This window comes from Streptomyces sp. Ag82_O1-12, assembly GCF_900182715.1.
Lineage (GTDB): Bacteria > Actinomycetota > Actinomycetes > Streptomycetales > Streptomycetaceae > Streptomyces > Streptomyces massasporeus.
The window spans coordinates 2,593,351-2,618,258 of record NZ_FXUW01000001.1; the positions used below are offsets into that span (position 1 = coordinate 2,593,351).

Sequence of the window (24,908 nt, forward strand, 5' to 3'; positions counted from 1 at the left end):
GGCGTACCCCAGCCTCGCCCTACCCAGAGCCGCGAACCTCGTCCGAAATATCGAACCGAAGGACATTCCTGTGACCGACGCTTCCACCACGGCAGCCCGCAGGCCCGGTGAGCAGGCGCTCACCGCACTGGGCCTGAGCGCGCCCGCCCCCGATCCCGCCGACGCCTCCGCGCACTCCTTCCCCGGCGGCGGCCGCTGGCGCACCGAGATCCCCTCCTGCGAGGGCCCCGAGGCGCTCGCGGTGGTGCTGAAGGAGGCCTCGCGGCTGGACGTCCCGATCCACCGGATCAGCCAGGGCAGCGGCGTGTGGATGCTGACCGACGCCGAGATCACCGAGATGGTCGAGTCGACCGGCGAACGCGACATCGAGCTCTGCCTGTTCACCGGGCCGCGCGGCACCTGGGACATCGGCGGGTCCACGCGCACCGACTCGCGGGGAGGCGGCCTGCGCGCCCGCGGCCACGACGCCGTCGCAGGCTGTGTCGAAGACGCGGTGAGGGCAACGGAGTTGGGCGTGAAGTGCCTGCTCGTCGCCGACGAGGGCGTGCTGTGGACGCTGCACCGGGCACGGGTCGCCGGGATCATCCCGGCCGACACGACGCTCAAGGTCTCCGCGCTCATCGGCCCGGTCAACCCGGCGGCGTACGCGGTGTACGAGCGCCTCGGCGCGGACTCGGTCAACGTGCCCAGCGACCTGACGCTCGATCACCTCACCGAGATTCGGCGGGTGTCGGGCGCTCCGATGGACATGTACATCGAGGCGCCCGACGACCTCGGCGGCTACGTCCGGATGTACGAGGTGGCCGAACTCATCAGACGTGGGGCCCCGTTGTACCTGAAGTTCGGCCTGTCCAAGGCCCCCGGGATCTACCCGTACGGGCACCACATGCGCGAGTTGACGCTGGCCACCGCCAAGGAGCGGGTGCGTCGCGGCCGGCTCGCCCTGGACCTGCTGGCCCGCCACGGCGCGGACGGCGACATGGCGCCGCTCGGCTCGCGGCTGCCGGGCGATCTGCAACGGTTCGAAACCTCGTCATAACGTTCCGGCTACTCGGCTTACAAAAGACGACACAGCCGCGCACAATCCCACACATCTTCTCGGTCTTTCCGGCACGACCACCCGGAGCGACTTCGCGCCTCAGACCGAGCCCTGCACACAGATCAAGGATGATCATCATGCGTAACCGCAGAGCCGCTCTCGCCGCCATAGCCGGAGCCGCGTCCCTCGCCCTCACCCTGTCCGCCTGCGGTCAGAGCAGCGAGGGTGGCGGCAAGGAGGCCGAAGGGGACACCAAGGGCGCCACCATCGGCATCGCGATGCCGACCAAGTCCTCCGAGCGCTGGATCGCCGACGGCAAGAACGTCGTCACCGAACTGGAGTCCAAGGGCTACAAGACCAAGCTGGTCTACGGCGAGGACGACCCGGACCAGCAGGTCTCACAGGTCGAGAACCTGATCACGCAGGGCGTCAAGGCGCTGATCATCGCCGCGATCGACAACAAGTCGATGAACAACGTCCTCCAGCAGGCCAAGGACGCGAACATCCCGGTCATCTCCTACGACCGCCTGATCCTCGGCACGAAGAACGTCGACTACTACGCGTCGTTCGACAACGAGAAGGTCGGCGAGCTCCAGGGCACCTACATCGTCGAGAAGCTCGGCCTGAAGGACGGCAGCAAGAAGGGCCCGTTCAACATCGAGCTCTTCGCCGGCTCGAACGACGACAACAACACGCGCTACTTCTTCGGCGGCGCGATGAAGGTCCTGCAGCCGTACATCGACAAGAAGCAGCTCGTCGTCGGCTCCAAGCAGACCAAGCTCAACCAGGTCACCACCCTGCGCTGGGACGGCGGCACCGCCCAGAAGCGCATGGACGACATCCTGACCTCGGCCTACAAGAGCGAGCGCGTCGACGCGGTCCTCTCCCCGTACGACGGCATCTCCATCGGCATCCTGTCGGCGCTGAAGTCGGACGACTACGGCTCCAAGGCCAAGCCGCTGCCGGTCGTCACCGGCCAGGACGCCGAGGTCGCCTCGGTGAAGTCGATCATCGCCGGCCAGCAGTCGATGAGCGTCTTCAAGGACCTCCGAAAGCTCGCCAAGGTGTCCTCGAACATGGTCGACGCGCTGCTGAAGGACAAGAAGCCCGAGGTCAACGACACCAAGACCTACGACAACGGCGCGAAGGTCGTCCCGGCCTACCTGCTGGAGCCGGTCGCCGTCGACAAGAGCAACTACCAGAAGGAGCTCATCGACTCCGGCTACCTCAAGGAGAGCGACGTCAAGTAGCCCCCGCCACCGACCGACGATTCACCACTGATTGGAAGGCACGACCATGGCGGGACCCGTCCTGGAAATGCGCTCGATCGTCAAGACCTTTCCCGGCGTCAAGGCGCTGTCGGACGTCACGCTGACCGTCCGGCAGGGCGAGGTCCACGCCATCTGCGGGGAGAACGGCGCCGGCAAGTCGACCTTGATGAAGGTCCTCTCCGGCGTCCACCCGCACGGCACGTACGAGGGCGACATCCTCTTCGAGGGAGAGGTCTGCCAGTTCAAGGACATCCGGGCCAGCGAAGAGCGCGGCATCGTGATCATCCACCAGGAGCTGGCCCTGGTGCCCTACCTCTCCCTCGCGGAGAACATCTTCCTCGGCAACGAGCACGCCACCCGCGGGATCATCAGCTGGACCGAGACCCTGCGGCACGCCACCGAACTGCTGCGCCGGGTCGGTCTCTCCGACCACCCGGACACCCGCGTCGCCGACATCGGCGTGGGCAAGCAGCAGCTCGTGGAGATCGCCAAGGCCCTGTCGAAGAAGGTGAAGCTGCTCATCCTGGATGAGCCGACCGCCGCGCTGAACGACGAGGACAGCGGCAAACTCCTCGATCTCATCCTGGAGTTGAAGAAGCAGGGCATCACCTCGATCATCATCTCCCACAAGCTCAACGAGATCCGCAAGGTCGCCGACTCGGTGACGATCCTCCGCGACGGCCAGACCATCGAGACCCTCGATGTGAAGGCCGCGGAGACCACCGAGGACCGGATCATCAGCGGCATGGTCGGCCGCGACCTGGAGAACCGCTTCCCGGAGCGGTCGCCGCACGAGCCCGAGGAGGGCGCGGCGCCGGCGCTGGAGATCCGGGGCTGGACCGTGCACCACCCGATCGACCAGCAGCGCAAGGTGTGCGACGACGTGTCGCTGCACGTGCGGCGCGGGGAGATCGTCGGGATCGCCGGTCTCATGGGCGCGGGCCGTACCGAACTCGCGATGAGCGTCTTCGGGCGGACCTACGGGCGGTACGCCGGCGGCACGGTCCTCAAGGACGGCTCGGAGATCCGTACGAAGACCGTCCCCGAGGCGGTCAAGCACGGCATCGCCTACGTGACCGAGGACCGCAAGCACTACGGCCTCAACCTCATCGACACCATCAACCGGAACATCTCGCTCAGCGCCCTGGGCAAGGTCGCCAAGCACGGTGTGGTCGACGAGCACGAGGAGCGGCAAGTAGCCGAGGGCTTCCGCAAGTCCATGAACATCAAGGCGCCGACGGTGTTCGAGCCGGTGGGCAAGCTGTCCGGCGGCAACCAGCAGAAGGTCGTCCTCAGCAAGTGGATCTTCTCGGGTCCGGACGTGCTGATCCTGGACGAGCCGACGCGCGGTATCGACGTCGGTGCCAAGTACGAGATCTACACGGTCATCGACCAGCTGGCCGCCCAGGGCAAGGCGGTCGTCTTCATCTCCTCCGAGCTGCCCGAGCTGCTCGGTATGTGCGACCGCATCTACACGATGGCCGCGGGGCGGCTGACGGGTGAGTTCTCGCGGGCCGAGGCCTCCCAGGAATCGCTGATGCGTCAGATGACGAAGGACAAAGAGGTAACCCGATGAGCACGGACGTGACCGCCAAGAGCCCGGCCCCCGCGCCGCCGGGCAAGAGCGGAGGGGCCGCGGCCGACGGCCTGCTGCAGCTGGTGATCGACGGTATGCGCCGCAACATGCGGCAGTACGGCATGCTGATCGCGCTGGGCCTGATCGTGGTCCTGTTCGCCGTCTGGACCGACGGTGACCTGCTGCTGCCGCGCAACGTCTCCAACCTGGTGCTGCAGAACAGCTACATCCTGATCCTCGCGATCGGCATGATGCTGGTCATCATCGCCGGCCACATCGACCTTTCGGTCGGCTCACTGACGGCGTTCGTCGGGTCGATGGCCGCCGTGTTCATGGTCAAACATGACCTTCCCTGGCCCCTCGCCGTGGTCCTCTGCCTGGCCGTGGGCGCGGTCGCGGGTGCCGTACAGGGGTTCTTCATCGCGTACGGCGGGATACCGTCGTTCATCGTGACCCTGGCGGGCATGCTGATCTTCCGCGGTCTGACGGAGATCTTCCTGGAGGGCCAGACCCTCGGCCCGTTCCCGGACGGGCTGCAGAAGGTCGCCAACGGGTTCCTGCCCGAGGTCGGCCCGAACACGAACTACCACAACCTCACCCTGCTGCTGGGCTTCGCGATGATCGCCTTCGTGATTTTCCAGGAGGTCCGTGACCGCAAGCGGCAGCAGGAGTTCAACCTGGAGGTCCCGCCCACCAAGCTGTTCCTGCTGAAGCTGGTCGCGATCGGCGCCGCGGTGCTGACGCTCACCATGCTGCTGGCCAGCTACAAGGGCGCCCCGATCGTGCTGCTCATCCTCGGCGTGCTGCTCGTCGGCTTCGGCTACGTCATGCGCAACGCGATCATCGGCCGCCACATCTACGCGATCGGCGGCAACCTCCCGGCGGCCAAGCTGTCGGGTGTGAAGGACAAGAAGGTCACCTTCCTGGTCTTCCTGAACATGGGCATGCTCGCGGCCCTGGCGGGTCTGGTCTTCGCCGCCCGCTTCAACGCGGCCTCTCCCAAGGCCGGCCTCAACTTCGAGCTGGAGGCGATCGCGGCCTCGTTCATCGGCGGTGCGTCGATGAGCGGCGGTGTCGGCACCGTGCTCGGCGCGATCATCGGTGGCCTGGTCCTGGGCGTGCTGAACAACGGTATGAACCTCGTCGGCATCGGCACCGACTGGCAGCAGGTCATCAAGGGCCTGGTGCTGCTGGCGGCGGTCGGGTTCGACGTGTGGAACAAGCGCAAGGTCGGTTCGTAAGTCAGATCGGGGCCCCGCCGGCAGGCGGGGCCCTCTCCTTATCGGGAGCCGCACACATGGAACTGAACAGACGCACGGTCATCGCGGGAGCGGCGGCGGCGGGCATAGCCGCCACCACGCTCGGCGGCACGGCGCACGCCACGGGAGGCAGGAAGCCGGTGAAGACGCTCTTCGGCAAGCTGGCCGACGGCACCAAGGTCTACAGCTGGTCGCTGGAGAACGGCGGCACCCGCCTGAAGGTCCTCTCCTGGGGCGGGGTCGTCCAGTCCCTGGAGATCCCCGACCGTCGCGGCCGGTACGCCAACGTCTCCGCGGGCTTCGACAACCTCGAGGACTACGTCGCGAAGACCCCGTACTTCGGCGCCCTGATCGGCCGGTACGGCAACCGCATCGGCAAGGGCAAGTTCACCCTCGACGGCAAGAACTACCAGCTGTCCGTGAACGACGGCGAGCAGAGCCTGCACGGCGGCGCCCAGGGCTTCGACAAGCGCGTGTGGGACGTCGAGCCGTTCGTGAAGGGCTCCGACGTCGGTCTGCACCTGTACTACACGAGCGTCGACGGCGAGATGGGCTACCCGGGCACGCTCAAGACGAAGGTGACGTACACGCTCACCCGGCACGGCGACTGGCGCATCGACTACGAGGCCACCACGGACAAGGCCACCGTCGTCAACCTCACCAGCCACGTCTACTGGAACCTGGCCGGCGAGGGCAGCGGCACGATCGAGGACCACGAGCTGCACATCGCCGCGTCCCGCTACACGCCCACCGACGCGGGCCTGATCCCCACGGGCGAGCTGGCCAAGGTCGCGGGCACGCCCTTCGACTTCAGCCGTGCCAAGCCGATCGGCCGGGACATCCGCACCTCGCACCCGCAGCTGGTGACCGCCAAGGGCTTCGACCACAACTGGGTGCTCGACAAGGGCATCACCGCCCGGCCCGAGCATGTCGCGACCCTGCGCGACCCGGCCTCCGGCCGCAGCCTGAAGATCGCCACGAACGAGCCGGGCCTTCAGTTCTACTCCGGCAACTTCCTCGACGGCACGCTGACCGGCCCGTCCGGCCGCACCTACCGGCAGGGCGACGCGCTCTGCCTGGAGACGCAGCACTTCCCGGACTCGCCGAACAAGCCGAAGTTCCCGTCGACGGTGCTGCGACCGGGGCAGACGTACCGCACGACCACGATCCACACGTTCGGCTGCTGAGGTCACTGACAGTCCTTCACGCAATGGGCACATGTTCTGACCGTTTTCCCGACGGTTGAACGGCGCCCCCGTGGTCTCCGTATGAAAGGGCGGCCCGCGCTCCCCCGCGCGGGCCGCCCTTGAACGTCGGGCCCGTCCGTCCCCAACGGGCCCGCCCCATACGGAGGTTCCATGGCCGACAACGTCACGTCGCTGTTCCGCAGTACCGCGGCACACAGCCCGTCGATGGCGGCTCTGACACGTGAGGGCGGCGAGGGAGCCGGCCCCGTGGACTTCTGTATCCCCTGCAACCCGTACTTCCCGACCCCGGCCATGTTCGAGGACATGGCGGCCCGGCTGCGCGACATCATCACGTACTACCCGAGCAGCGCCGACACGATCACCGCCGAGCTGTGCAGCCTGCTCCAGCTGCCCCCGCAGTGCGTGGCCATGGGCAACGGCTCGACCGAGCTCATCACCTGGATCGACCACCTGCTGGTCCGCGAGTCCCTCGCCGTCCCCGTCCCCACCTTCGGCCGCTGGACCGACCAGCCCATGGAGACCGGCAAGCGGGTCGACATGTTCCCGCTCCAGGAGTCCAGCGGCTTCGCCCTCGACCTCGCGCAGTACGCCGAGTTCATCCGGGCCCGCGGCACCCGCGTCGCGGTGATCTGCAACCCCAACAACCCCGACGGCGGGTTCCTGCACAAGCACGCCATCGTGCAGTTCATGGACGCCATGGCCGACCTCGACCTGATCGTCATCGACGAGTCGTTCCTGGAGTTCGCGGACGCCGAGGCCGAGCCGTCCGTCGTCCAGGAGGCGATGCTGCGGCCCAACGTCGTCGTGCTGCGCAGCCTCGGCAAGAACTTCGGCCTGCACGGCATCCGCTTCGGCTACCTCGTCGCCAACCCGGCGCTCGCGGGCCGTATCCGCTCGATGCTCCCCAAGTGGAACCTCAACTCCTTCGCCGAGCACGTCGTCTTCATGCTCAAGGAGCACGGCGCCGAGTACGCGCAGAGCCTGACGCAGGTGCGCCGCGACCGCCTCGACATGGCCGGCCAGCTCTCCTCCCTGCCCGGGCTCACGGTCTACCCGTCGCAGGGCAACTTCCTCTTCGTGCGCCTCCCCGTGGGCGCCGAGGGCACCGTGGTCCGGGACCGGATGCTCACCGAGCACCGGATCCTGGTCCGCGAGTGCGGCAACAAGATCGGTTCGTCCAGTCGCTTCCTGCGTCTCGTGGTGCGCCCCCAGGTGGACGTGCGTCGCCTGGTGTCCGGCCTGGAACAGGTGCTCTACGGGACGTCCAGGAGGGGAGCCGCCGTACCCGAGCTGGGCAACGGGACCAGCTACAGCTCGGGTACGGCGGCGGTGGACCGTCTGGTGAGCGAGACGAACGGGTCGGGCATGCGGGGGCTCGCGGCGCAGGCGATGGGGATGGCCCCGGCAGCGGTTCCGATGCCGGCTGCCGCGGCGGGGGCCGGGGGGCCGGGGCTCGCCCCGGCGGCCGCGAGCACGGGTGGGGCGGGTTTCGCTCCGGCGGCCGCGAGCACGGGTGGGGCGGGTTTCGCTCCGGCGGCCGCGAGCACGGGTGGGGCGGGGTTCGCTCCCGCCGCGGCGTCCGCCGCCCCGGCCCCCGCTCCGGCCACCGGCATCGGCATCGGCATGCCGCTCCCCGCCGCCGCGTCCGCCGTGCCGGCGGGTGCGGGCGGCGGGATGCCGATGCCGGCCGCGGCGCAGATGCCGCAGCCGCAGGTGCCCCAGCCTCAGATGCCGCAGGCGGTGCCGCAGCCCGCTCCCCAGCCGGTGGCCGCCCCTGCGCCGCCCCTGGCGCCCGTGGCCCAGGCCCCTGCGCCGCCCCTGGCGCCCGTGGCCCAGGCCCCGGTGCCGGTTCCTGCTCCGGCTCCCGCGCCCGCGCCGTCGCCCATGGCCGCTCCGTTCACCGGGCCCACGCCGCCCGGTGTTCCGGCCCGCGGGGGCCTGACGGCGGCGCAGGTGCGGGGGACGAACGGGCTGACGCCGGCACCGGCCACGGGGTGGCCTGCGGCGCAGAGCTGGCCCAACGCGGCGGGGATGGGGCAGGCGGGGTAGCGCCCTCTCGCCGTCGGCGGTTTCCGTGTCCGGCCGGGTGCGGGGCAACGTCATGGTTGTTCGCGCCCACGCGGCGGAGCCGCACATCGAGCACGGCCCCGCGCCCCTGGGGGGTTACACCGCTGTCAGTTTCCACTGCTGGCAGGTGTTGTTGAGCCAGGACCACTGGCGTACGTCGGCGCCGTCCGCTGTCGAGCAGTTCGCCACGTCGGCCACCTTGCCGGAGGCCTGGTTGGCGATGCGGACGTAGCCGCTGTCCGTGGCCACGAAACGGAACCGCTGGCACGTGTTGTTCAGCCAGGACCACTGGCGCAGGTCGGCGCCGTCGGCCGTCGAGCAGTCGGCGGTGTCGAGGACCTTGCCGGTGGCGGCGTTCACCAGACGGTGGGTGTCGTCGCCGAGGTCCTCCAGACGCCAGCGCTGATTGGCCCCTCCGTCGCACCCGTACTGCTGGACGTCGGCTCCGTCGGCCGAGGAACTCCCCGCCACCTCCAGGCACTTGCCGCTGTTGCGGTTGGTGACGGTGTAGGTCGTCGAGGCGGAGGCCGGCTCCCCCGACGGCCCGGACTGGCCCGCCCCGAGCCGGACGGGCGTGCCGAGGTTCGGCGTGCCGTCGGAGTTCCAGGTGAACTTCTGCGCCCGGGTCGTACGGCCGTTGTCGCAGCCCTCGGAGGCGGAGTCGTTGGCGTGGTAGACGATCCAGTTCTCGCGGCCGTCGGGCGAGGTGAAGAAGCCGTTGTGGCCGGGGCCGTACACCCCGTTGGCGTCACTGCGCTGGAAGACCGGCGTGGACTTCTTGGTCCAGGAGGTAGCCGACAGCGGGTTGGAGCCGGTCAGCTCCAGTTGCCCGAGCTTGTAGTCGGGCGTCCAGCAGCCGCTCGCCGAGTAGATCAGGAAGGTCCGGCCGCCCCGCTGCAGGATCTCCGCGCCCTCGTTGACCGTGCCGCCCTGCCGCTCCCAGGCGTACGTCGGGGTCGAGATCGTCGAGTAGGAGCCACTGACGGTGTACGGGTTGGGCATCGGGGCGATGACGAGGTTCTGCGTGCCGCCGGTGATCGCGCTACCGAGCATGTACAGCCGGCCGCCCACGTCCAGCACGCTCGGGTCGAGCATCCAGGCGCTGTTGAGCTGCCCCTTGTAGGTGTACGGCCCCATGGGGTCGGAGCCCGCGCTCTCCAGCACATGGCTGCGCTGCGTCGGGTTGTAGTCGGACACGTTCTGCCCGGCGACGTAGTACAGGTACCAGCGGCCGCCCCGGAAGTGCAGCTCCGGCGCCCAGATGTTGCAGCAGCGGGAGGCGGCGTCGCCCTTCCACACCTGAACGCTGGGGGCGGTGGAGAGCCCGGCGAGGGTGGTGGACTTGCGGATGGTGATGACGTCGGTCCAACTGGTCGTCACGAGGTAGTAGTTGCCGTCGTGGTACGAGATCCAGGGGTCGGCGCCCTTCACGGACTTGACCGGGTTGGAGAAGGAGGCGGCGCTCGCGGAGGGCTGGCCGACGCTCAGCGCGAGCAGCAGGGCCGCCAGCAGGGTCAGTAGGCGACGGGCCATCCGCTGCTCCAGTTCAGGAGGTTGACGCCGAGCTTGGGTGTGCCGTTCGCGTTGCCGTCGTAGTAGTGGTAGACGATCAGGTCGCCGTCGGTGTCCTTCAGGATCGACTGGCCGCCGGGGCCGATGACGCTGCCGTGCGACTCCAGGACGGGCGTGCCGCCGTTGTTCATCAGGTCGACGCCGTTCTTGTCGCGGTACGGCCCGGTGACACTGGAGGCGCGCCCGACCTTCACCTTGTACGTCGAGCTGGTGCCGGCGCAGCAGGTGTCGTACGAGGCGAAGAGGTAGTAGTAGCCGCCCCGCTTGACGATGAAGGGCGCCTCGACGGCCTTGGTCCCGGTGGGGCGGGAGGCGAGCGAGTACCGGGTGGTGTTGGAGGAGAGCTGCTTTCCGGTGGACGGGTTGATCTGGATCATCTTGATCCCGGTCCACCAACTGCCGAACGACAGCCACCACTTGCCGTCGTCGTTCACGAAGAGGTTCGGGTCGATGGCGTTGAAATCACTGGCGGAGTTCGAGGTCTGGACCGTGCCCTGGTCGGTCCAGCTGCCCGGCTGGCCGGTGCTGGAGGTGGCGAGACCGATGGCGGAGGTGTTCGAACCGAACTTCGAGACGGAGTAGTACATCAGGTACTTGCCGCCGTGGTACGAGATGTCCGGCGCCCAGGCCTCCGGGACGGACGAGTAGTTCTTCCACCAGCTCGGCCTGCTGGTGAAGGCGTCGCTTCCGTTGCGGAAGGCGGTGCGGTCACCGGAGGTCTTGCTCGCGATGCCGCCGCCGGTGGCGTACAGCAGGTATTGCCCGGACGAGGTGCGGATCATCGAAGGGTCGTGGGTGACGACGTCGCCGGTGACCCGGCCGGGGTTGGGGTACGCGGACGCCGTGCCCGGGACCAGTGCCAGCAGTGCGGCGGCGGGGAGGGCGAACAGGGCGGTTCGCCTGCGGAGGGTGCGGGGACTGCGGCTCATGCGGGTCCTCTCCTTGCGGTGGGGGTGAAAAGCTGCTCGATATTTCGAACAGCGATCGCAAGTTCGAACGGACCGTAGAATCGAACCCTTTGCGCGTCAATGGTCCGCGCAGCAACTACTGCGCGGACCATGGAAGACGGGGGATGAGCCGAGGATCCGGCTGGGGGGCCGCTGAAGGGTCAGCCGGTGGGCAGGCCCAGGCCGTAGTACCTGACGTGGTAGACGTCCACGTACTCGGCCTCGCCGCCGACGATCAGACCGGCCGGCTCGGTCACCCCGGCCGCCCTGGCCGTCGCCACGAGCATCTCCGCGAGGGCGCGGCCCTTGGGTTCGCCGGGACCTCCGGCGTCCACGCGCCACACCGGATCGTCGTCCCTCCAGATCGAGGCCGTGCCCGGGTGTTCGGCGACGGTGCCCCAGCCGAGTGCGGCCGCGTCGACGCCGTCCGGGGCGAAGCAACCGATCGAGAGCCGGTCGTCGCATGTCACGTCGAAGAGGAGGGGCGCTCCGTCGCCGGTCCTCCCGTAGAACGGCATCCCGAATCCGGTGCCGAGGGCGACGGCCTCCGCGGGCAGGGTTTCCAGGAAGTCGCCCAGCGACCGGGTGACGGTCCCCCAGCTGCGGGCTCGCCAACCGCCGGGAAATCCGAGACCGGCGTTGGCCGGATCGTCGTTGCTGCCGAAGAAGCCGCTGATCGCGTGCTCCTCGCCGCTGCCCTGCCGCCAGAACCAGTTCTCGGCCGGGTCGGTGGGCTGCAGGACCAGCTCCGGCCCCGACTTCCCGGCACGCAGCTCAAGGGTGTCCGGTGTGCCGCGCCAGCGCACGAAGGGGGCGCCCCACAGCGGCCCGCTGTCGTAGAAGGGGCCCATGTCGCCGTGCGAACCCATGACGGACGGGCGGCCCAGGGCCGATGTCAGTTCCTCACGCGCTGCCCGGAAGGCGGCGGCCTGCGCCGCGGCGTCGGGTGCGGCGGTCGCCACGGGCACCGCGAGCTCGACGTACGACTCGCCGCCCGCGTAACGCCGCTCGTAGGTGCCGACGGGACGCAGCCGGGCGTCACCCGAGGACCGGCCGGTGACCAGGACGGGATGCTCCGCGGTACCGCCCTGGGCCCAACCGAGCCCGTCCGCCAAGGCCCTGACGACGTCCGGCGTCCAGCCGCCGGTGTCCACCGCGAGGAGTCGCCGGCCGAGATCCGCGAGGGAGGGTTCGTCGGTGATCGGCCCTCGGGTGGACGGCTCTTCAGCGATCGGCACTTCAGCGCTTCCCCGTTGTTCGTTCATGCGCTCATCGTGCCGCAGTCCCCTTACGCGATGTCGAGCGCGGTCCCGTACAGCCGGTCCACCCTCAGTCGGATGACGACGCGCCGCTCGTCGACCAGTTGCCGGAGGAAGGCGTCCTCGTCGTCCGGTCGGGCGCCCGCCGGGACCATCGCGAGCAGTTCCCGGCCGACCGTGTCGCCGGGGACCGTGGTGACGTCGGAGACCTCGGCGTCGCCCTCGGCGACGGCGAACGACCAGACATCCCCGCCCTGCACATGCAACGCCGCACGCGGTTCACGGCGCAGGTGCTGGACCTTGACACGGTCGGCGGTGGTCGAGAAGCGCACCGTGCGGGACTCGGCGTCCCAGCTGTACAGCATGGTGGTCAGGTGCGGGTGGCCACTGCGCTTGACGGTGGCGAGCGTGCCGAACTGCTGCTTGCCGAGCAGGTCGGAGAGGGCCGCGTCGGACAGGGGACGAGGCCCCGGATTCTGCGTCATGCCGTGCTCAACACCCGCGCCCGGCACGGTATTCCACGACCGTCTCACAAGTCACTTGACGCGCCGTCACTTTGCCGGATCCACAGCTCCCCGACAGAAAGCCTCCCTAGGGTGACGTGTTCATGACAGACACCTCGAAGAACCACCCCGACACGTCCATCGGCCGCCGCACCGTCCTGCTGGCCACCGGCGCCACCGCAGCCGCCCTGGCCGTGGGCGCGGCAGCCCCCGGCACCGAGACCCCCGCCGGCCGTGCCGCGACCGCCCCGGTCGCCGCCACGGCCGTCTGCACCCTGACCAAGGAGCTGACCGAAGGCCCCTACTACCTCGACGGGCAGTACGTCCGCTCCGACATCCGCGAGGACAAGACCGGCATCCCCCTGAAGCTGACGCTCACGGTCGTCGACGACGACACCTGCGCGCCGCTGAAGGACGCCCTGGTGGAGATCTGGCACTGCGACGCCCTCGGCGAGTACTCGGGCTTCGTCGGCAACAACGGTCACGACGAACCCGACAACGGCACGTTCCTGCGCGGCGGCGTCCTCACCGACGCGCGCGGCGTCGCGGCGATCACCACGGTCTACCCGGGCTGGTACCGGGGTCGCTGCGTGCACATCCACATCAAGGTCCACACGGACGTGACCCTGACCCCCGACGGCTCCTTCACCGGCGGCGAGGAACTCCACACCGGCCAGCTCTTCTTCGCCGAGGCGATCACGACCAGGGTCGCCGCACTCTCGGCGTACAAGGTCAACACGGTCCCGCGCACCACACTCGCCCAGGACTCCATCTACGACGAGGGCGGCGCGGCCTCGGGCCTCCTCACCCTCACGCCCCTCGGCAGCACGACGTCGGCGGGCTACGCCGGTGCGCTGACCCTGGGAGTGGAACAGGGCTGACACGGCCCAAGGCCCGGAGCCCACCCCCGCTTCGGTGGGCTCCGGGCGCTCGCGTCACCGCCGCCCGCCGAACTCCCACACGTGCACCTCGATGGCCGCGTACCGCCCCCGGGGCAGCACGGCACGCGCCGCCTCCGGGTCGGGGGCCCGGACCAGTGCGGCCGTGCCCACCCATACCTCGCCGTCGTCGGACAGCAGGGGGCCGAGCGCGATCAACTCGTCCGGCCGGTTGGGTACTTCGAGAGGTTCTCCGGTCGAGGGGCCGAGTCCGAGCACCAGATGGCGGTCGCCGCCCGTCCGCCCGCCCGGAAACTCCCACATGGTCCGCCCCAGCAGGTTCCGCCAGCGCCGCAGCACGACATCCCGGTACACCCCGGCCTGGTAGTTGGGCTCGTCGAAGGCGAACGCCCGCGCGGCGGCGGGATCCGGCAGGTCGACGATGTGCACACTGCCGGTGGGCGTCTCCCCGTCCTCGGCGAAGGTCGGCCCCCGGGCGATCAGCTCCGCCTCGTACCGGTCCATATAGGCCCAGTGCGCCTCACCCAGCTCCTCCCGCAGCGGCAGGGAGCCGGGCCGGTCGCGGTGGTAGCAGAAGAATTCCATGGCTCATCCAACCTCAGTGGTTACTCTCGTGTCTCCCGTCGTCGTGACCACAGGAGAGCAGACCGTGCGCAGCGCCGCCGTAACGCCCGAAGGCGACCAGATCCGCTGGGTCGAACTGCCGGGGCAGGAGCCGCCGCGCGTCTACGTGCACGGACTGGGTGCCACGTCGCCCGCCTACTTCACCCAGGTCGCGGTCCACCCGCTGCTCGCCGGACACCGGTCACTGCTGATCGACCTGCTGGGCCACGGCATCAGCGACCGTCCGACGGCCTTCGACTACACGCTCGCATCGCACGCCGACGCGCTCGCCGACGCCCTGACCGCCGCGGGGGCTTCGGGCGCCGAGGTGATCGCGCACAGCATGGGCGGCTCGGTGGCGATCGTCCTGGCGGCCCGCCACCCCCACCTGGTCTCCCGGCTGGTGCTCATCGACGCCAATCTCGACCCGATCCCGCGTACGCCCGGCTCCTCGGGCAGCAGCGGCATCGCCGCCTACTCCGAGGAGGAGTTCGTGACGGGCGGCGGCTGGGAGGAGGTCCGCGACCGGGCCGGCGCCCACTGGTGGTCCACGATGCGTCTGGCCGGCCGCGAGGCCCTGCACCGCAGCGCGTTCCATCTGACGCGCGGCACGGACCCCACGATGCGGGAGCTGTTGCTGGATCTGAGGATTCCCCGCACCTTCCTGCTTCCCGAGGCGGACGGGCCGCTCCCGGGCTCCGACGCCCTCGGCGAGGCGGGTGTGTCCGTCGTCGCGATCCCCGACTGCGGTCACAACATCATGCTGGACAACCCGGAGGCCTTCGTGCGGGCCACCGCGGCGGCGCTGGCGCCCCGGGGCTGACCGGTCCTCGCCGCATCGTCCACGCGGGAACACGAGGGGCGGCCCACCGACCACCGGCCCGGTGAGGCCGCCCCCCGTTCACACCGTCACGACTTCTTCGGGCACTCCTTCCACGCCAGGTGGTACACCGTGCTGATGTCCCCGTCCGTGGAGTCCATCGTCATGAAGCTGACCTTGTCGGCCGACTGGGTGCCGGCGTTGACGCGGATCTCGGTGTTGATGTTGAAGTTGCGCTGGACTCCGCAGGGTGCGTAGACCAGCTGGGCCCAGTCGGTCTCGTCGGTGGCCTGCCAGTTGTCGTTGAGGGGGCCGCTGAAAGGGTGGTTCTTGTACACCGTGCTGGGCGAGCCCTGGAAGTAGTACGAGGCCCGCTGGGAGGCGCTCGCGCCCCGCTGGAGGGAGGCGAATCCCCGGTAGTCCGCGCTCGCGATGGCGTAGGTGAAGCCGCCGGGGACGTGGACCTTCAGGTTGAGCTGGCAGTTCCTGCGGAACGCGGTCGGGTCGGAGCTTCCGCCGGCCTGGGCGAGGTAGTCGCTGTAGGTCACCGTGAAGGCGGTGTTGTCCTCGGAGACGGCGACCGCGGCCGTGCCCTGCGGGCAGCCGGAGCCGTTCACCGTGGCGACCTGGATGATGATCTTGTCCGGGGGCGGGTCGTCGAACCCGGAGGACGAGGCTTGTGCGGGAAGTGCGCTGGTGAGGAGCGCGGCTACCGCACCGCTCAGGAGCAGGCCACCGGCCATGGTTCTCCCATCCGTACGTGGGGGGTGGATCGTGACGGTGATGGAGCATGAGACTGAGCATGCGCATGTCAAAGTGACAGCCACACGCACCCCCGACCTGTGACCATTCCATGAAGGGGATGTGAAGAGCGGGAGCGGTCGCATCGTACGCAGCCCGACGGGGGTGGGCCAGGTCGCTCTCCGGCCATTCACACTGGCGGGAATTCACTGGGATACCGGCAGGCACATAGGGTGCGTTGCACCAGTGCGTCAGACCGAGGACATCCCGAGGACGGAATGAGGATCACGCACAGCGCCGCGCACGGCCGCAGCCCCTCAGGGGTTCTCCCAGGCCGCCGGTTCCGCCGCCAGCCGCTCCACCGGCTCCGGCAGCGCCCCGGCCGCGAGGTCGGCGACCGTCACGCCCTCCAGGATCCTGCGCACATTGGCCCGCAGGGCGATCCACAGCGGCAGCAGCGGCTCGGCGGTGCCGGAGTAGGCGAGACCGGTCGGCCGTTCGCCCCGCACCGAGACGATCGGCCCGTCGACGGCCCGGATCACGTCCGCGACCGTGATCTCCGTGGCCTCCCGGGCCAGCCGGTAGCCGCCGCCCCCGCCACGCCGGCTGTCGACGACCCCGCCGCGCCGCAGATCCCCGAGGATCCCCTCCAGGAACTTGTGGGGGATGTCCTGAGCGGTGGCGACGGCCTCCGCCTTGACCGGCCCCTCCCCCTGCCGGACGGCCAGCTCCACGACCGCTCGTACCGCGTAGTCCGCTCGTGCCGAGATCCTCATAGGACCATTGTCCCCGTGACCCTGTAGACATTGAGCACACGCACCGCGCACCACAGCGAGCACACGCACCCCGCACGACGATCACCCGCACCACGCACCACGTATCGCAAGGCACAACAGGAGGCGCTCCCTTGGAGCTCAGCAGGCGTACCTTCCACGCTCTGGCCGGCACGGCGGCGCTCGGCTTCGCGCTGACCGGCAGCGGGTCGCCCACCTCCGCCAACCCGGCACGCACCGCGCCCACCGGCCCGCCGCCACCGGTGCCGAGCGCGGACGGCCGGCCGCACGAGATCGGCTTCGACCGCTACTCGCTGCTGGTCGACGGCCGCCGCCTGGTGCTTTGGTCGGGCGAGATGCACCCCTTCCGGCTGCCGAGCCCGTCGCTGTGGCGGGACGTGCTGGAGAAGATGCGGGCGCACGGATACAACGCCGTCAGCGTGTACGTCGCCTGGAACCACCACTCCCCCGCCCCCGGCCGCTACGACTTCACCGGCGTGCGCGACCTGGACCTGTTCCTGCGGACGGCCGCCGAGGCGGGGCTGTACGTGATCCTGCGGCCCGGGCCGTACATCAACGCGGAGGTCGACGCCGGCGGCTTCCCGGGCTGGCTGACCGCCACCGAGGGCCGGGCCCGGACCTCCGACCCGACGTATCTGCGCTATGTCGACGAGTGGCTGACCGCCGTCAACGCCGTCGTCGCGAAACGCCTGTTCACGCACGGCACGGGCACGGTCCTGCTCTACCAGATCGAGAACGAGTACGACGCGCACGTCGACGAGCCGTCCGGGCGCGCCTACATGTCGTACCTGTACGAGAAGGTCCGCGCCGACGGCATCGACGTACCGCTGTTCCACAACGACAAGGGGCCGGGCGGGCACTGGACCCCGGGGTCGTTCGGCACCGGCGGGGAGAAGGGGCGCTGGCTGTACGGGTTCGACGGATACCCGGAGCCGGACCGGGTGCCGCACGACTGGGGGCTCTTCGGGACCGGCGGCGCGACGGGCGGAGCCACGGCCAGTCCGAAGACGCCCGGGTTCGTGCCCGAGTTCGGCGGGGGCTGGTTCGATCCGTGGGGCGGGTCGGCGTTCGACGGCAAGGGGTACGCCGAGGCGCGCCGGACCCGGGACGCGGCGTACGAGCGGCGCTTCCACCTCACCAACCTCGCCAACGGCATCACCCTGCACAACGTCTACATGACCTTCGGCGGCACCTCCTGGGGCTGGCTGCCCGCGCCTGCCGTCTACACCTCGTACGACTACGGCGCCGCGTTCGACGAGGCCCGCAACGCCACCCCGAAGCTCGCGCCGATGCACCAGACCGGGCAGTTGCTGCGGTTCGTGCCCGACCTCGCCAAGCTGCACCGGGCGAAGTCCGTGCGCGCGACCGACGAGCGGATCAAGGTCTACCACCTGACCAACCCCGACACCGGGGCCCACTTCTACGTCCTGCGCAACGACACCGGCGAGGCGGTCTCCTCGACGCTGCCGGACGCCGGGATCGACGTGCCGGTCACGGTCCCGGCCCGGGACGCCAAGCTGATCGCCGCCGGTCTGCGGCTCGGGCACCGGACGCTGGTGCACTCCACCGTGCAGCCCATGCTGAGCCTGACCGCCGGGCGGCAGGACATCGCCGTGTTCGCGGGCCGCCGGGGCGAGATGGCCCAGGTCGTCCTGGAGTGCGCGGACGAGCCCACGCCCATGCGGCTCGACGCGGAGCCCGCCTGGGCGTACAACCTCGGCAAGCTGAACATCACGGCCCCGCTCGGCGCGGGCGGGCTGAGCCGGGTGCGGGTCGAGGGCGACGGGGTGGACACCCCGATGCTGGTGCTGTTCGCGGACGACGCCACCGCGCTGCGGCTGTGGCCCTACGAGACCCCGTCCGGTCCGCTGCTCGTCTACGGCCCCGCCCTGCTGCGCTCGGCGGAGCTGCGCGACTCCACGGTCCATCTCACCGGCGACACCACCGGGCAGACCGGCCTGGAGGTGTGGGGGCCGCGCGGGATCACCCACGTCACCTGGAACGGGCGCCCGGTCGCGACCCGGATCAGCGCCTCCGGGAGCCTGCTGGCGCTGCGGCCGCTGCCCGGGGTGGCCCGGCCGTCCCTGCCCGCCCTCGACGGCTGGCGGCGCCGGGACGGGAACCCCGAGTCCGAGCCGGACTTCGACGACTCGGACTGGACGACGGCCGACAAGGAGACGACCTTCAGCACCACGCCCGTGCCCGACGGGCAGCCCGTCCTGTTCGCGGACGACTACGGCTTCCACTACGGCGACGTCTGGTACCGGGGCGAGTGGAACGACGAGAACGGCATCGAGTCCGTGTCCCTCGCCTACAGCACGGGCACCCAGGGCCTGCTCATGGCCTGGCTGGACGGCGAGCCGCTGGGCACGCACCGGATGCCGGTCCCCGACAAGGAGCGGGCGCGGCAGGGGACGTGGACGGCGAAGGCCGGCTTCGACCTGCCGGAGAAGCTGCGGGAGAGGTTCCGCGAGGCGCGGGACGGGACACGTGACCGGCATGTGCTCTCCGTGCTCGTGCGGCGGATGCAGCACGACATGGACGGCGAGGCTCTCGACACGCACAAGGCCGCGCGGGGTCTGACCGCCGTCACCTTCGAGGGCGGCTCCCCCGAGGTGAAGTGGCGTATCCAGGGCGCTTCCACGCCCGACCCCGTGCGCGGGCCGATGAACACCGGCGGGCTGCACGGGGAACGCGAGGGCTGGCATCTGCCCGAGTACGACGACGGGGACTGGAAGGACGCCGAACTCCCCCGGGCCGACCGGCGGCAGGGCGTCACCTGGTACCGGACGGACTTCCGGCTGGACGTCGCCCCGGGTGTCGACGCCTCGATCGGGCTCGTCCTCGACGACGACCCGGGCCGGGCCTACCGCGTCCAGATCTTCCTCAACGGCTGGAACATGGGCCAGTACATCAACGACGTGGGCCCGCAACACACCTTCGTGCTGCCCAACGGGATCCTGCGCACACGGGGTGCCAACACACTGGCGCTGGCGGTGTTGTCCGACGGGACCACACCGTCCGGGCCCGGAGAGGCGCGGCTGACCCTGCTGGGCGCGGCGGCCGGAGGAGTGCCCGTGACACCGGTGTGACCGGATCGGGATCGTCGCCGACGCGCGGAGACGGCCGGACCGGATCGCCGGCCGGGACTTCTGGGACCGGACCCGGGGCCCACTGCCCGCGCCGGGACGGCACGGCCCGGGTGAGCGAGCGGGGGCCGGTGGTGACGCCCCCCTCGTCATGAACGCCTTGGCGAAGGTGCCGGGCTCGGACGGCTACCGGGCGGTCGGGACGACCTCGATCTCGGCGTCCTCGACCGCCCTGCCGCACATCGAACGCCGACCGGGGCCGTCACGCCAGCCGGATCACGTTCCAGGACAGCGGCTCCAGGACGGCGCTGAGCGTGCCGTCCTGGAGGGCCGTGCCGTCGACCGCGTGCGGGGCGACCCGCTCGGGGTCGTCGAGGGTGTTGCGGGCGTCGGGGTCGGCGTCCGCGAGGGCGCTGTGCTCGACGACCCGCGTGAGGTCGAGGCCGCTCAGGGCGACGTCGAGGGGCAGGGCGTCGGTGCGGCTGCGGTTGACGGCGAAGACGGTGACGGTGCCGTCCTCGGCGCGCACGGCGGTGGCGTGCAGCAGGTCGGTCTCGCCGTACTTCTTCGTCTCGTGCTTCGGCGAGTCCACGCGGACGTCGAGGACTCGGCCGCGGCCGTACTTGCTCGCCTGCGCGAACGGGAAGAACGTGGTCTGGCGCCAGGCGGGGCCGCCCGGCTCGGTCATGATCGGCGCGATGACGTTGACGAGCTGGGCGAGGCAGGCGATCGTGACCCGGTCGGCGTGCCGGAGCAGGGCGATGAGGAGCGAGCCGAAGACCACCGCGTCCATGACGCTGTAGTTGTCCTCCAGGAGGCGAGGGGCCTCGGCCCAGTCCCGCGCGCCGGAGTTCTCGATCTCGTGCCACTCCGAGATGTACCAGACGTTCCACTCGTCGAAGGAGAGGTTGATCTTCTTCTTCGACTTCAGCTTCGCGCCGATGTGGTCGGCGGTGGCGACCACGTTCTCGATGAAGGACTCCATGTCGACGGCGGAGGCCAGGAAGGAGTCGAGGTCGCCGTCCTCGGGCTGGTAGTAGGCGTGCAGGGAGATGTGGTCGACGAGGTCGTAGGTCTCCTCCAGGACCGTCGCCTCCCACGCTGCGAAGGTCGGCATCGACTGGCTGGAGGAGCCGCAGGCGACGAGTTCGACGCCCGGATCGATCTGGCGCATGGCGCGGGCGGTCTCGGCGGCGGTCCGGCCGTACTCCTGGGCGGTCTTGTGGCCGGTCTGCCAGGGGCCGTCCATCTCGTTGCCCAGGCACCAGAGGTTGATGCCGAAGGGGTCCTTGTCGCCGTGCGCGGCACGGAGGTCGGACAGGGCCGTGCCGGCGGGGTGGTTGGCGTACTCCTGGAGTTCGAGAGCCTCGGCGACACCCCGGGTGCCGAGGTTGAGGGCCATCATGGGCTCGGCCTGGGGGCCGATCTTCTTCAGGAAGGCGATGTACTCGGAGAGGCCGAAGCGGTTGGTCTCGGTGGAGCGCCAGGCGAGGTCGAGCCGGCGGGGACGGTCCTCGACCGGGCCGACCGAGTCCTCCCACTTGTAGCCGGAGACGAAGTTGCCGCCGGGGTAGCGAATGGCGGTGACGCCGAGTTCACGGACGAGGTCCAGGACGTCGGTGCGGATTCCGTCCTCGTCGGCGGAGGGGTGGCCGGGTTCGAAGATGCCGGTGTAGACGCAGCGGCCGAGGTGTTCCACGAAGCTGCCGAAGAGGCGGGGGTTGACCTCGCCGACCGTGAATGCGGGGTCGAGGGTGAAGCGGGCCTTGTGCATGCTTGCCTTTCGAGGTTCGGTTTCGTCTGCGGGTGCGAGGGGGCTTGTCGCGCCCCCGCGGCGGTGCCGCACATCGAGCACAGCTCCGCGCCCCAAGACGGAGGGCGTTATTGGCCTGCCAAGCCCGTATGGGCCACGCCCGCCACTATCTGGCGTTGGAAGAACACGAACACGATGATCAGGGGCAGGCCCGCCATCAGGCCACCGGCCATGAGCTGGGCCCATTGGATGCCGTAGGAGTTCATGACGGTCGCGATGCCGTTCGGCATGGTCATCAGGTCGGGGTTGTTGGTCACCATGTACGGCCAGAGGAAGTTGTTCCACGAGGCGATGAAGGTGAAGATGCCGACGGCGGCGAGGGAGGGGCGGGAGAGCGGCAGGACGATGGTGAAGAAGACCCGCCAGCGGCCCGCCCCGTCGATGAACGCGGCCTCCTCCAGCTCCCGCGGGATGCCCTGGAAGAACTTGTAGAGGATGTAGACCATCGCGGCGGGCGCGCACTGCGGCAGGATCATGCCCCAGTAGGTGTCGACCATCCCCATCTGCTGGACCGTGGTGAACAGCGGCACGCCGAGGACGGCGGGCGAGATCATCAGTCCTGCCATGACCAGGCCCATCAGGACGTTCTTGCCGCGGAACTCGGTGCGGGCGAAGCCGTATCCGGCGAGGGCGCTCACCAGCAGGACGACGGAGGTCACACAGACCGAGACGACCAGGGAGTTCACGAACCAGTTGGTGATGTTGCCGGACTCGAACAGGGCCTTCCAGGCCTGGCCCGTCCAGTCCTTCGGAAGCCAGTGCGCCGGGACCTCCACCGCCTCGGTCTCGGACTTGAGCGAGGTGAACAGGCCCCAGGCGAAGGGGGCCAGGAAGACGAGGGAGACGGCGGCGCCGAGGAGGGTCAGGACGATCTGGCTCGGGGTCCACGGCTTGCGGGGCTGTGCGGCCGTGCTCATCGGGCGGTCTCCTTGACGTTGCGCAGCAGCCACATCCGCGCGAGGGCGACGGCCGCGATGATCACGAAGAAGATGACGGAGATCGCGGAGGCGTAGCCCACGCGGTAGCTGGTGAAGCCCTCTTCGAGGGTGTACTGCACGAAGGTGCGGGTCGAGCCCTCGGGTCCGGGGAGGAAGTCCATCATCACGACGGCCTGGTCGAAGATCTGGAGCGAGGCGAGGACCTGGAGGGCGATGACCAGGCCGGTGATGTTGCGCAGCATCGGCAGGGTGATGTGGACCGTGCGGTGCCAGGCGTTCGCGCCGTCCAGTCTGGCGGCCTCGTAGAGGTGCTCCGGGATGCCCTGGAGGGCGGCGAGGTAGAGCAGGAAGCTGAAGCCGACGGTCCACCACAGGGTGGTGATGACGATGGCGAGCATCGCGTAGGACTTGTCGGTGAGCCAGGGCGTCTGAAGGCCGAAGACGTGGTCGATCATGCCGGTGCCGGGGTTGAACAGCCACTGCCACAGGTTGGCCGCGACGGTGGACGGCAGCAGGAACGGGGCGAAGAAGCATAGCCGCCACAGCCACTTGCCGCGTTCGATGTGGTGGGCGAGCATCGCGAGGAGGAAGGCGAGGACGGTGATGCAGGGCACGACCAGGAGCGTGAAGTACACGCTGTGGCCGAGGGAGTCCCACACCAGGGGGTCGTCCAGGGCCTCGCGGTAGTTGTCGAGGCCGACGAAGCTCGCGCCCTCGCCCGTGATGTTGGCGTCGGTGAAGCTGAGGTAGACGCCGCGCAGCAGCGGCCAGATCACGAACACCGCGAAGAGCAGCAGGAACGGGGCGACGAACCAGCCGCCGTGCTGGAAGCCCTGCTTGCGGCGGAGGGTGGCGATGCCGGTGGCGGTCCTCGCGCGTGCGGGTGCGGCGAGGGTGTGGGCGCTGGTGGCCATCAGGCGGCACCTCCTTCTGCGGCTGTCTTCCCGTCCATGGGGTTCTTCGTGGCGAGGAGCTGGGTGAGCGCCTTCTTCATGCGGTCGGCCGCGGTCTCCGGCTTGGCGGAGCCCATCGTCGAGGAGACCACGATGGGGCCGACGCGCTGGGCGAGGATGCCGGTGGAGCCCGCGAACCACACCTTCGGCTCGGTGGCCTGGTGGTCCATGGCGGAGACGTACTCGCTCTGCGGGTCCAGCTTCTTGTACGCCGCCGTGGACAGGGTGGGGGTGTACGCGGGGATGTGGCCGCCGGCCGCCCACTGCCGGGCGTGCTGGACGACGTAGGCGGCGAGCCGGTGGGCGGCCTCGTTGGCGGCGCCGCCGCGGTCGGACTGGTGCGGCAGGACGAAGGAGTGGGACTCGGCGTGGGTGGCCTGCTTGCCGAAGACGGGCGGCAGGGGGGTCGCTCCGTAGTCGAGCTTCGCTCCGGAGTAGACCGGGACCGACCAGTTGCCCTCCCAGACGAAGGGGGAGCCGTTGATGAACTGTTCGGCGCTCGCGAGGCCTCCGAAGCCCGGGTCGGAGTACCCGTCGGTGACGTGCCGGCGCAGGAACCGAAGGACCTGGACGGCCTTGTCGGTGTCGAAGGTGACCTCGGTGTCGGCGGCGTTGAACCAGGTGCCGCCGAGCTGGGTGTAGAAGGCGACGAAGAACCACCACTGGAAGTTCTGGTCGGCGTTCCACATGCCGATGGTCTGGAGCCCCTTCTTCGTGGCCCGCTTGGCCTCCTTGAGGACGTCGAACCACTCGTCGGTGGAGGTGACGGGCACGATCCGGCCGTCGTCGCCGAGCAGTCCCGCCTTCTTCAGGACGTCCTTGCGGTAGAAGCAGAGCTGGACGTGGATGTCGAGCGGGAGGGCGTAGAGCTTGCCGTCGATGACGCCGCGCTTCCACAGGGTGGGGTTGTAGTCCTGCTCCCGGACGCCGTACTTGGCGAGCAGGCCGACGTCCCAGGGGTCGAGGAGGCGGCCGGGTGCGAAGCCGGTGACGCGGCCGAGGTGCATGACGCCGAGGTCGGGGGCGCGGTTGCCCGCCGCCGCCATGGCGAGTTTGGTGTAGAAGGGGCTGCCCCACTGGAGGGTGGAGTCCTTGACGGCGATGTCCGGGTTGGCCGTACGGAAGGCGTCCAGCATCGCGATCATGTTGGAGCCGTCGCCGCCGCTGAAGAGGTTCCAGTAGCGCACCCGGGTGTCGGCGTCGGAGGCGAGTGCGTCGGCGCCGGTGCCGAGCGCGGCGAAGCCGAAGCTGCTCGCGACGAAGAGGCCGCCGAGCCCGCCGAGAAGCTGCCTGCGGTTCAGGTCAGGTCGTCCCATGCCCTGCCCTTACGATCGATGATCAGAAACCGTTCGGTATTTCGGATGGCGCTCGTTACTTCGAACGGGACCGTAAATTCGAAGCGCTTGCGCGTCAATGGTCCGGCCAGATTTCGGACAGGACGTTCCGGGCGGGAACGGTCGTTCCGCGTTGAACATCGGACGTCGGATCGCATGACGCGCACACTTTCGGGCGCGTAGTCTCGGACGCGCCGGCAGGGCCGTCGTCGGTCGACGGGCC

General features: G+C 69.7%; 20 protein-coding genes. 9 read left to right on the top strand and 11 right to left on the bottom strand.

Annotation, left to right across the window (positions count from 1 at the left end):
* Positions 1–70 precede the first annotated feature (70 nt).
* The 6 genes from QOL88_RS11950 to QOL88_RS11975 all read left to right on the top strand — a co-directional run bounded on the left by QOL88_RS11950 (position 71) and on the right by QOL88_RS11975 (position 8,402).
* Positions 71–1,039 (top strand): hypothetical protein, encoded by a 969-nt coding sequence (locus tag QOL88_RS11950; RefSeq protein ID WP_097216420.1) that lies wholly within the window; start codon positions 71–73, stop codon positions 1,037–1,039.
* A gap of 137 nt (positions 1,040–1,176) precedes the next feature.
* A complete protein-coding gene (gene chvE, locus QOL88_RS11955) occupies positions 1,177–2,289 on the top strand; it encodes a multiple monosaccharide ABC transporter substrate-binding protein (RefSeq protein WP_349362266.1) in 1,113 nt (370 codons plus the stop codon).
* 46 nt (positions 2,290–2,335) lie between these two features.
* A complete protein-coding gene (gene mmsA / locus QOL88_RS11960) occupies positions 2,336–3,886 on the top strand; it encodes a multiple monosaccharide ABC transporter ATP-binding protein (RefSeq protein WP_097216422.1) in 1,551 nt (516 codons plus the stop codon).
* Positions 3,883–5,127: a multiple monosaccharide ABC transporter permease gene (gene mmsB, locus QOL88_RS11965; protein WP_097216423.1), complete on the top strand. Its 1,245-nt coding sequence runs from the start codon at positions 3,883–3,885 to the stop codon at positions 5,125–5,127. The genes mmsA and mmsB overlap by 4 nt, the downstream gene beginning before the upstream one ends.
* Positions 5,128–5,183: 56 nt before the next feature.
* Positions 5,184–6,332 (top strand): aldose epimerase family protein, encoded by a 1,149-nt coding sequence (locus tag QOL88_RS11970; protein WP_097216424.1) that lies wholly within the window; start codon positions 5,184–5,186, stop codon positions 6,330–6,332.
* A gap of 171 nt (positions 6,333–6,503) precedes the next feature.
* Positions 6,504–8,402, top strand: coding sequence for a pyridoxal phosphate-dependent aminotransferase (locus QOL88_RS11975; protein WP_283445890.1), 1,899 nt, complete (start codon positions 6,504–6,506; stop codon positions 8,400–8,402).
* A gap of 114 nt (positions 8,403–8,516) precedes the next feature.
* Here the strand turns inward: QOL88_RS11975 and QOL88_RS11980 are convergent, their stop codons facing one another.
* The 4 genes from QOL88_RS11980 to QOL88_RS11995 form a co-directional block, all read right to left on the bottom strand.
* Positions 8,517–9,953, bottom strand: a complete 1,437-nt coding sequence (locus tag QOL88_RS11980) for a family 43 glycosylhydrolase (RefSeq protein WP_097216425.1) — start codon at positions 9,951–9,953, stop codon at positions 8,517–8,519.
* Positions 9,935–10,921 (bottom strand): arabinan endo-1,5-alpha-L-arabinosidase, encoded by a 987-nt coding sequence (locus QOL88_RS11985; RefSeq protein WP_097216426.1) that lies wholly within the window; start codon positions 10,919–10,921, stop codon positions 9,935–9,937. Before QOL88_RS11985 ends, QOL88_RS11980 begins: the two co-directional genes overlap by 19 nt.
* A gap of 179 nt (positions 10,922–11,100) precedes the next feature.
* Positions 11,101–12,177, bottom strand: a complete 1,077-nt coding sequence (locus QOL88_RS11990; RefSeq protein WP_257027724.1) for a hypothetical protein — start codon at positions 12,175–12,177, stop codon at positions 11,101–11,103.
* A gap of 50 nt (positions 12,178–12,227) precedes the next feature.
* Positions 12,228–12,683 carry a pyridoxamine 5'-phosphate oxidase family protein gene (locus QOL88_RS11995; RefSeq protein ID WP_097216427.1) on the bottom strand — a complete coding sequence of 152 codons (456 nt, stop codon included), beginning with the start codon at positions 12,681–12,683 and terminating at the stop codon, positions 12,228–12,230.
* 122 nt (positions 12,684–12,805) lie between these two features.
* Here QOL88_RS11995 and QOL88_RS12000 point away from each other — a divergent pair, with 122 nt between their 5' ends.
* Positions 12,806–13,582, top strand: a complete 777-nt coding sequence (locus QOL88_RS12000; protein ID WP_097222951.1) for an intradiol ring-cleavage dioxygenase — start codon at positions 12,806–12,808, stop codon at positions 13,580–13,582.
* 54 nt (positions 13,583–13,636) lie between these two features.
* On the opposite strand, the gene QOL88_RS12005 is transcribed toward QOL88_RS12000, so the two are convergent.
* The gene (locus tag QOL88_RS12005; RefSeq protein ID WP_097216428.1) at positions 13,637–14,185 is read right to left on the bottom strand and encodes a YciI family protein; all 549 of its coding nucleotides are present in this window, start codon (positions 14,183–14,185) and stop codon (positions 13,637–13,639) included.
* A gap of 64 nt (positions 14,186–14,249) precedes the next feature.
* Between QOL88_RS12005 and QOL88_RS12010 the strand changes: the two genes are divergently transcribed.
* Positions 14,250–15,026: an alpha/beta fold hydrolase gene (locus QOL88_RS12010; RefSeq protein WP_097216429.1), complete on the top strand. Its 777-nt coding sequence runs from the start codon at positions 14,250–14,252 to the stop codon at positions 15,024–15,026.
* A gap of 86 nt (positions 15,027–15,112) precedes the next feature.
* Here the strand turns inward: QOL88_RS12010 and QOL88_RS12015 are convergent, their stop codons facing one another.
* Together QOL88_RS12015 and QOL88_RS12020 are read right to left on the bottom strand one after the other, a co-directional pair.
* Positions 15,113–15,766, bottom strand: a complete 654-nt coding sequence (locus QOL88_RS12015) for a DUF4360 domain-containing protein (RefSeq protein WP_097216430.1) — start codon at positions 15,764–15,766, stop codon at positions 15,113–15,115.
* 315 nt (positions 15,767–16,081) lie between these two features.
* Entirely contained in the window at positions 16,082–16,540 is a 459-nt protein-coding gene (locus QOL88_RS12020; RefSeq protein WP_097216431.1) for an RrF2 family transcriptional regulator, read from the bottom strand.
* Between the two features lie 131 nt (positions 16,541–16,671).
* Here QOL88_RS12020 and QOL88_RS12025 point away from each other — a divergent pair, with 131 nt between their 5' ends.
* Positions 16,672–19,650 (top strand): glycoside hydrolase family 35 protein, encoded by a 2,979-nt coding sequence (locus QOL88_RS12025; protein ID WP_097216432.1) that lies wholly within the window; start codon positions 16,672–16,674, stop codon positions 19,648–19,650.
* A gap of 259 nt (positions 19,651–19,909) precedes the next feature.
* On the opposite strand, the gene arfA is transcribed toward QOL88_RS12025, so the two are convergent.
* From arfA to QOL88_RS12045, 4 genes are all read right to left on the bottom strand, one after another.
* Positions 19,910–21,421: an arabinosylfuranosidase ArfA gene (arfA, locus tag QOL88_RS12030; RefSeq protein ID WP_097216433.1), complete on the bottom strand. Its 1,512-nt coding sequence runs from the start codon at positions 21,419–21,421 to the stop codon at positions 19,910–19,912.
* 107 nt (positions 21,422–21,528) lie between these two features.
* Positions 21,529–22,377 (bottom strand): carbohydrate ABC transporter permease, encoded by an 849-nt coding sequence (locus QOL88_RS12035; protein WP_097216434.1) that lies wholly within the window; start codon positions 22,375–22,377, stop codon positions 21,529–21,531.
* The gene (locus tag QOL88_RS12040) at positions 22,374–23,312 is read right to left on the bottom strand and encodes a carbohydrate ABC transporter permease (protein WP_179878839.1); all 939 of its coding nucleotides are present in this window, start codon (positions 23,310–23,312) and stop codon (positions 22,374–22,376) included. Before QOL88_RS12040 ends, QOL88_RS12035 begins: the two co-directional genes overlap by 4 nt.
* Positions 23,312–24,667 (bottom strand): extracellular solute-binding protein, encoded by a 1,356-nt coding sequence (locus tag QOL88_RS12045; RefSeq protein WP_097216435.1) that lies wholly within the window; start codon positions 24,665–24,667, stop codon positions 23,312–23,314. Before QOL88_RS12045 ends, QOL88_RS12040 begins: the two co-directional genes overlap by 1 nt.
* Positions 24,668–24,908 lie beyond the last annotated feature (241 nt).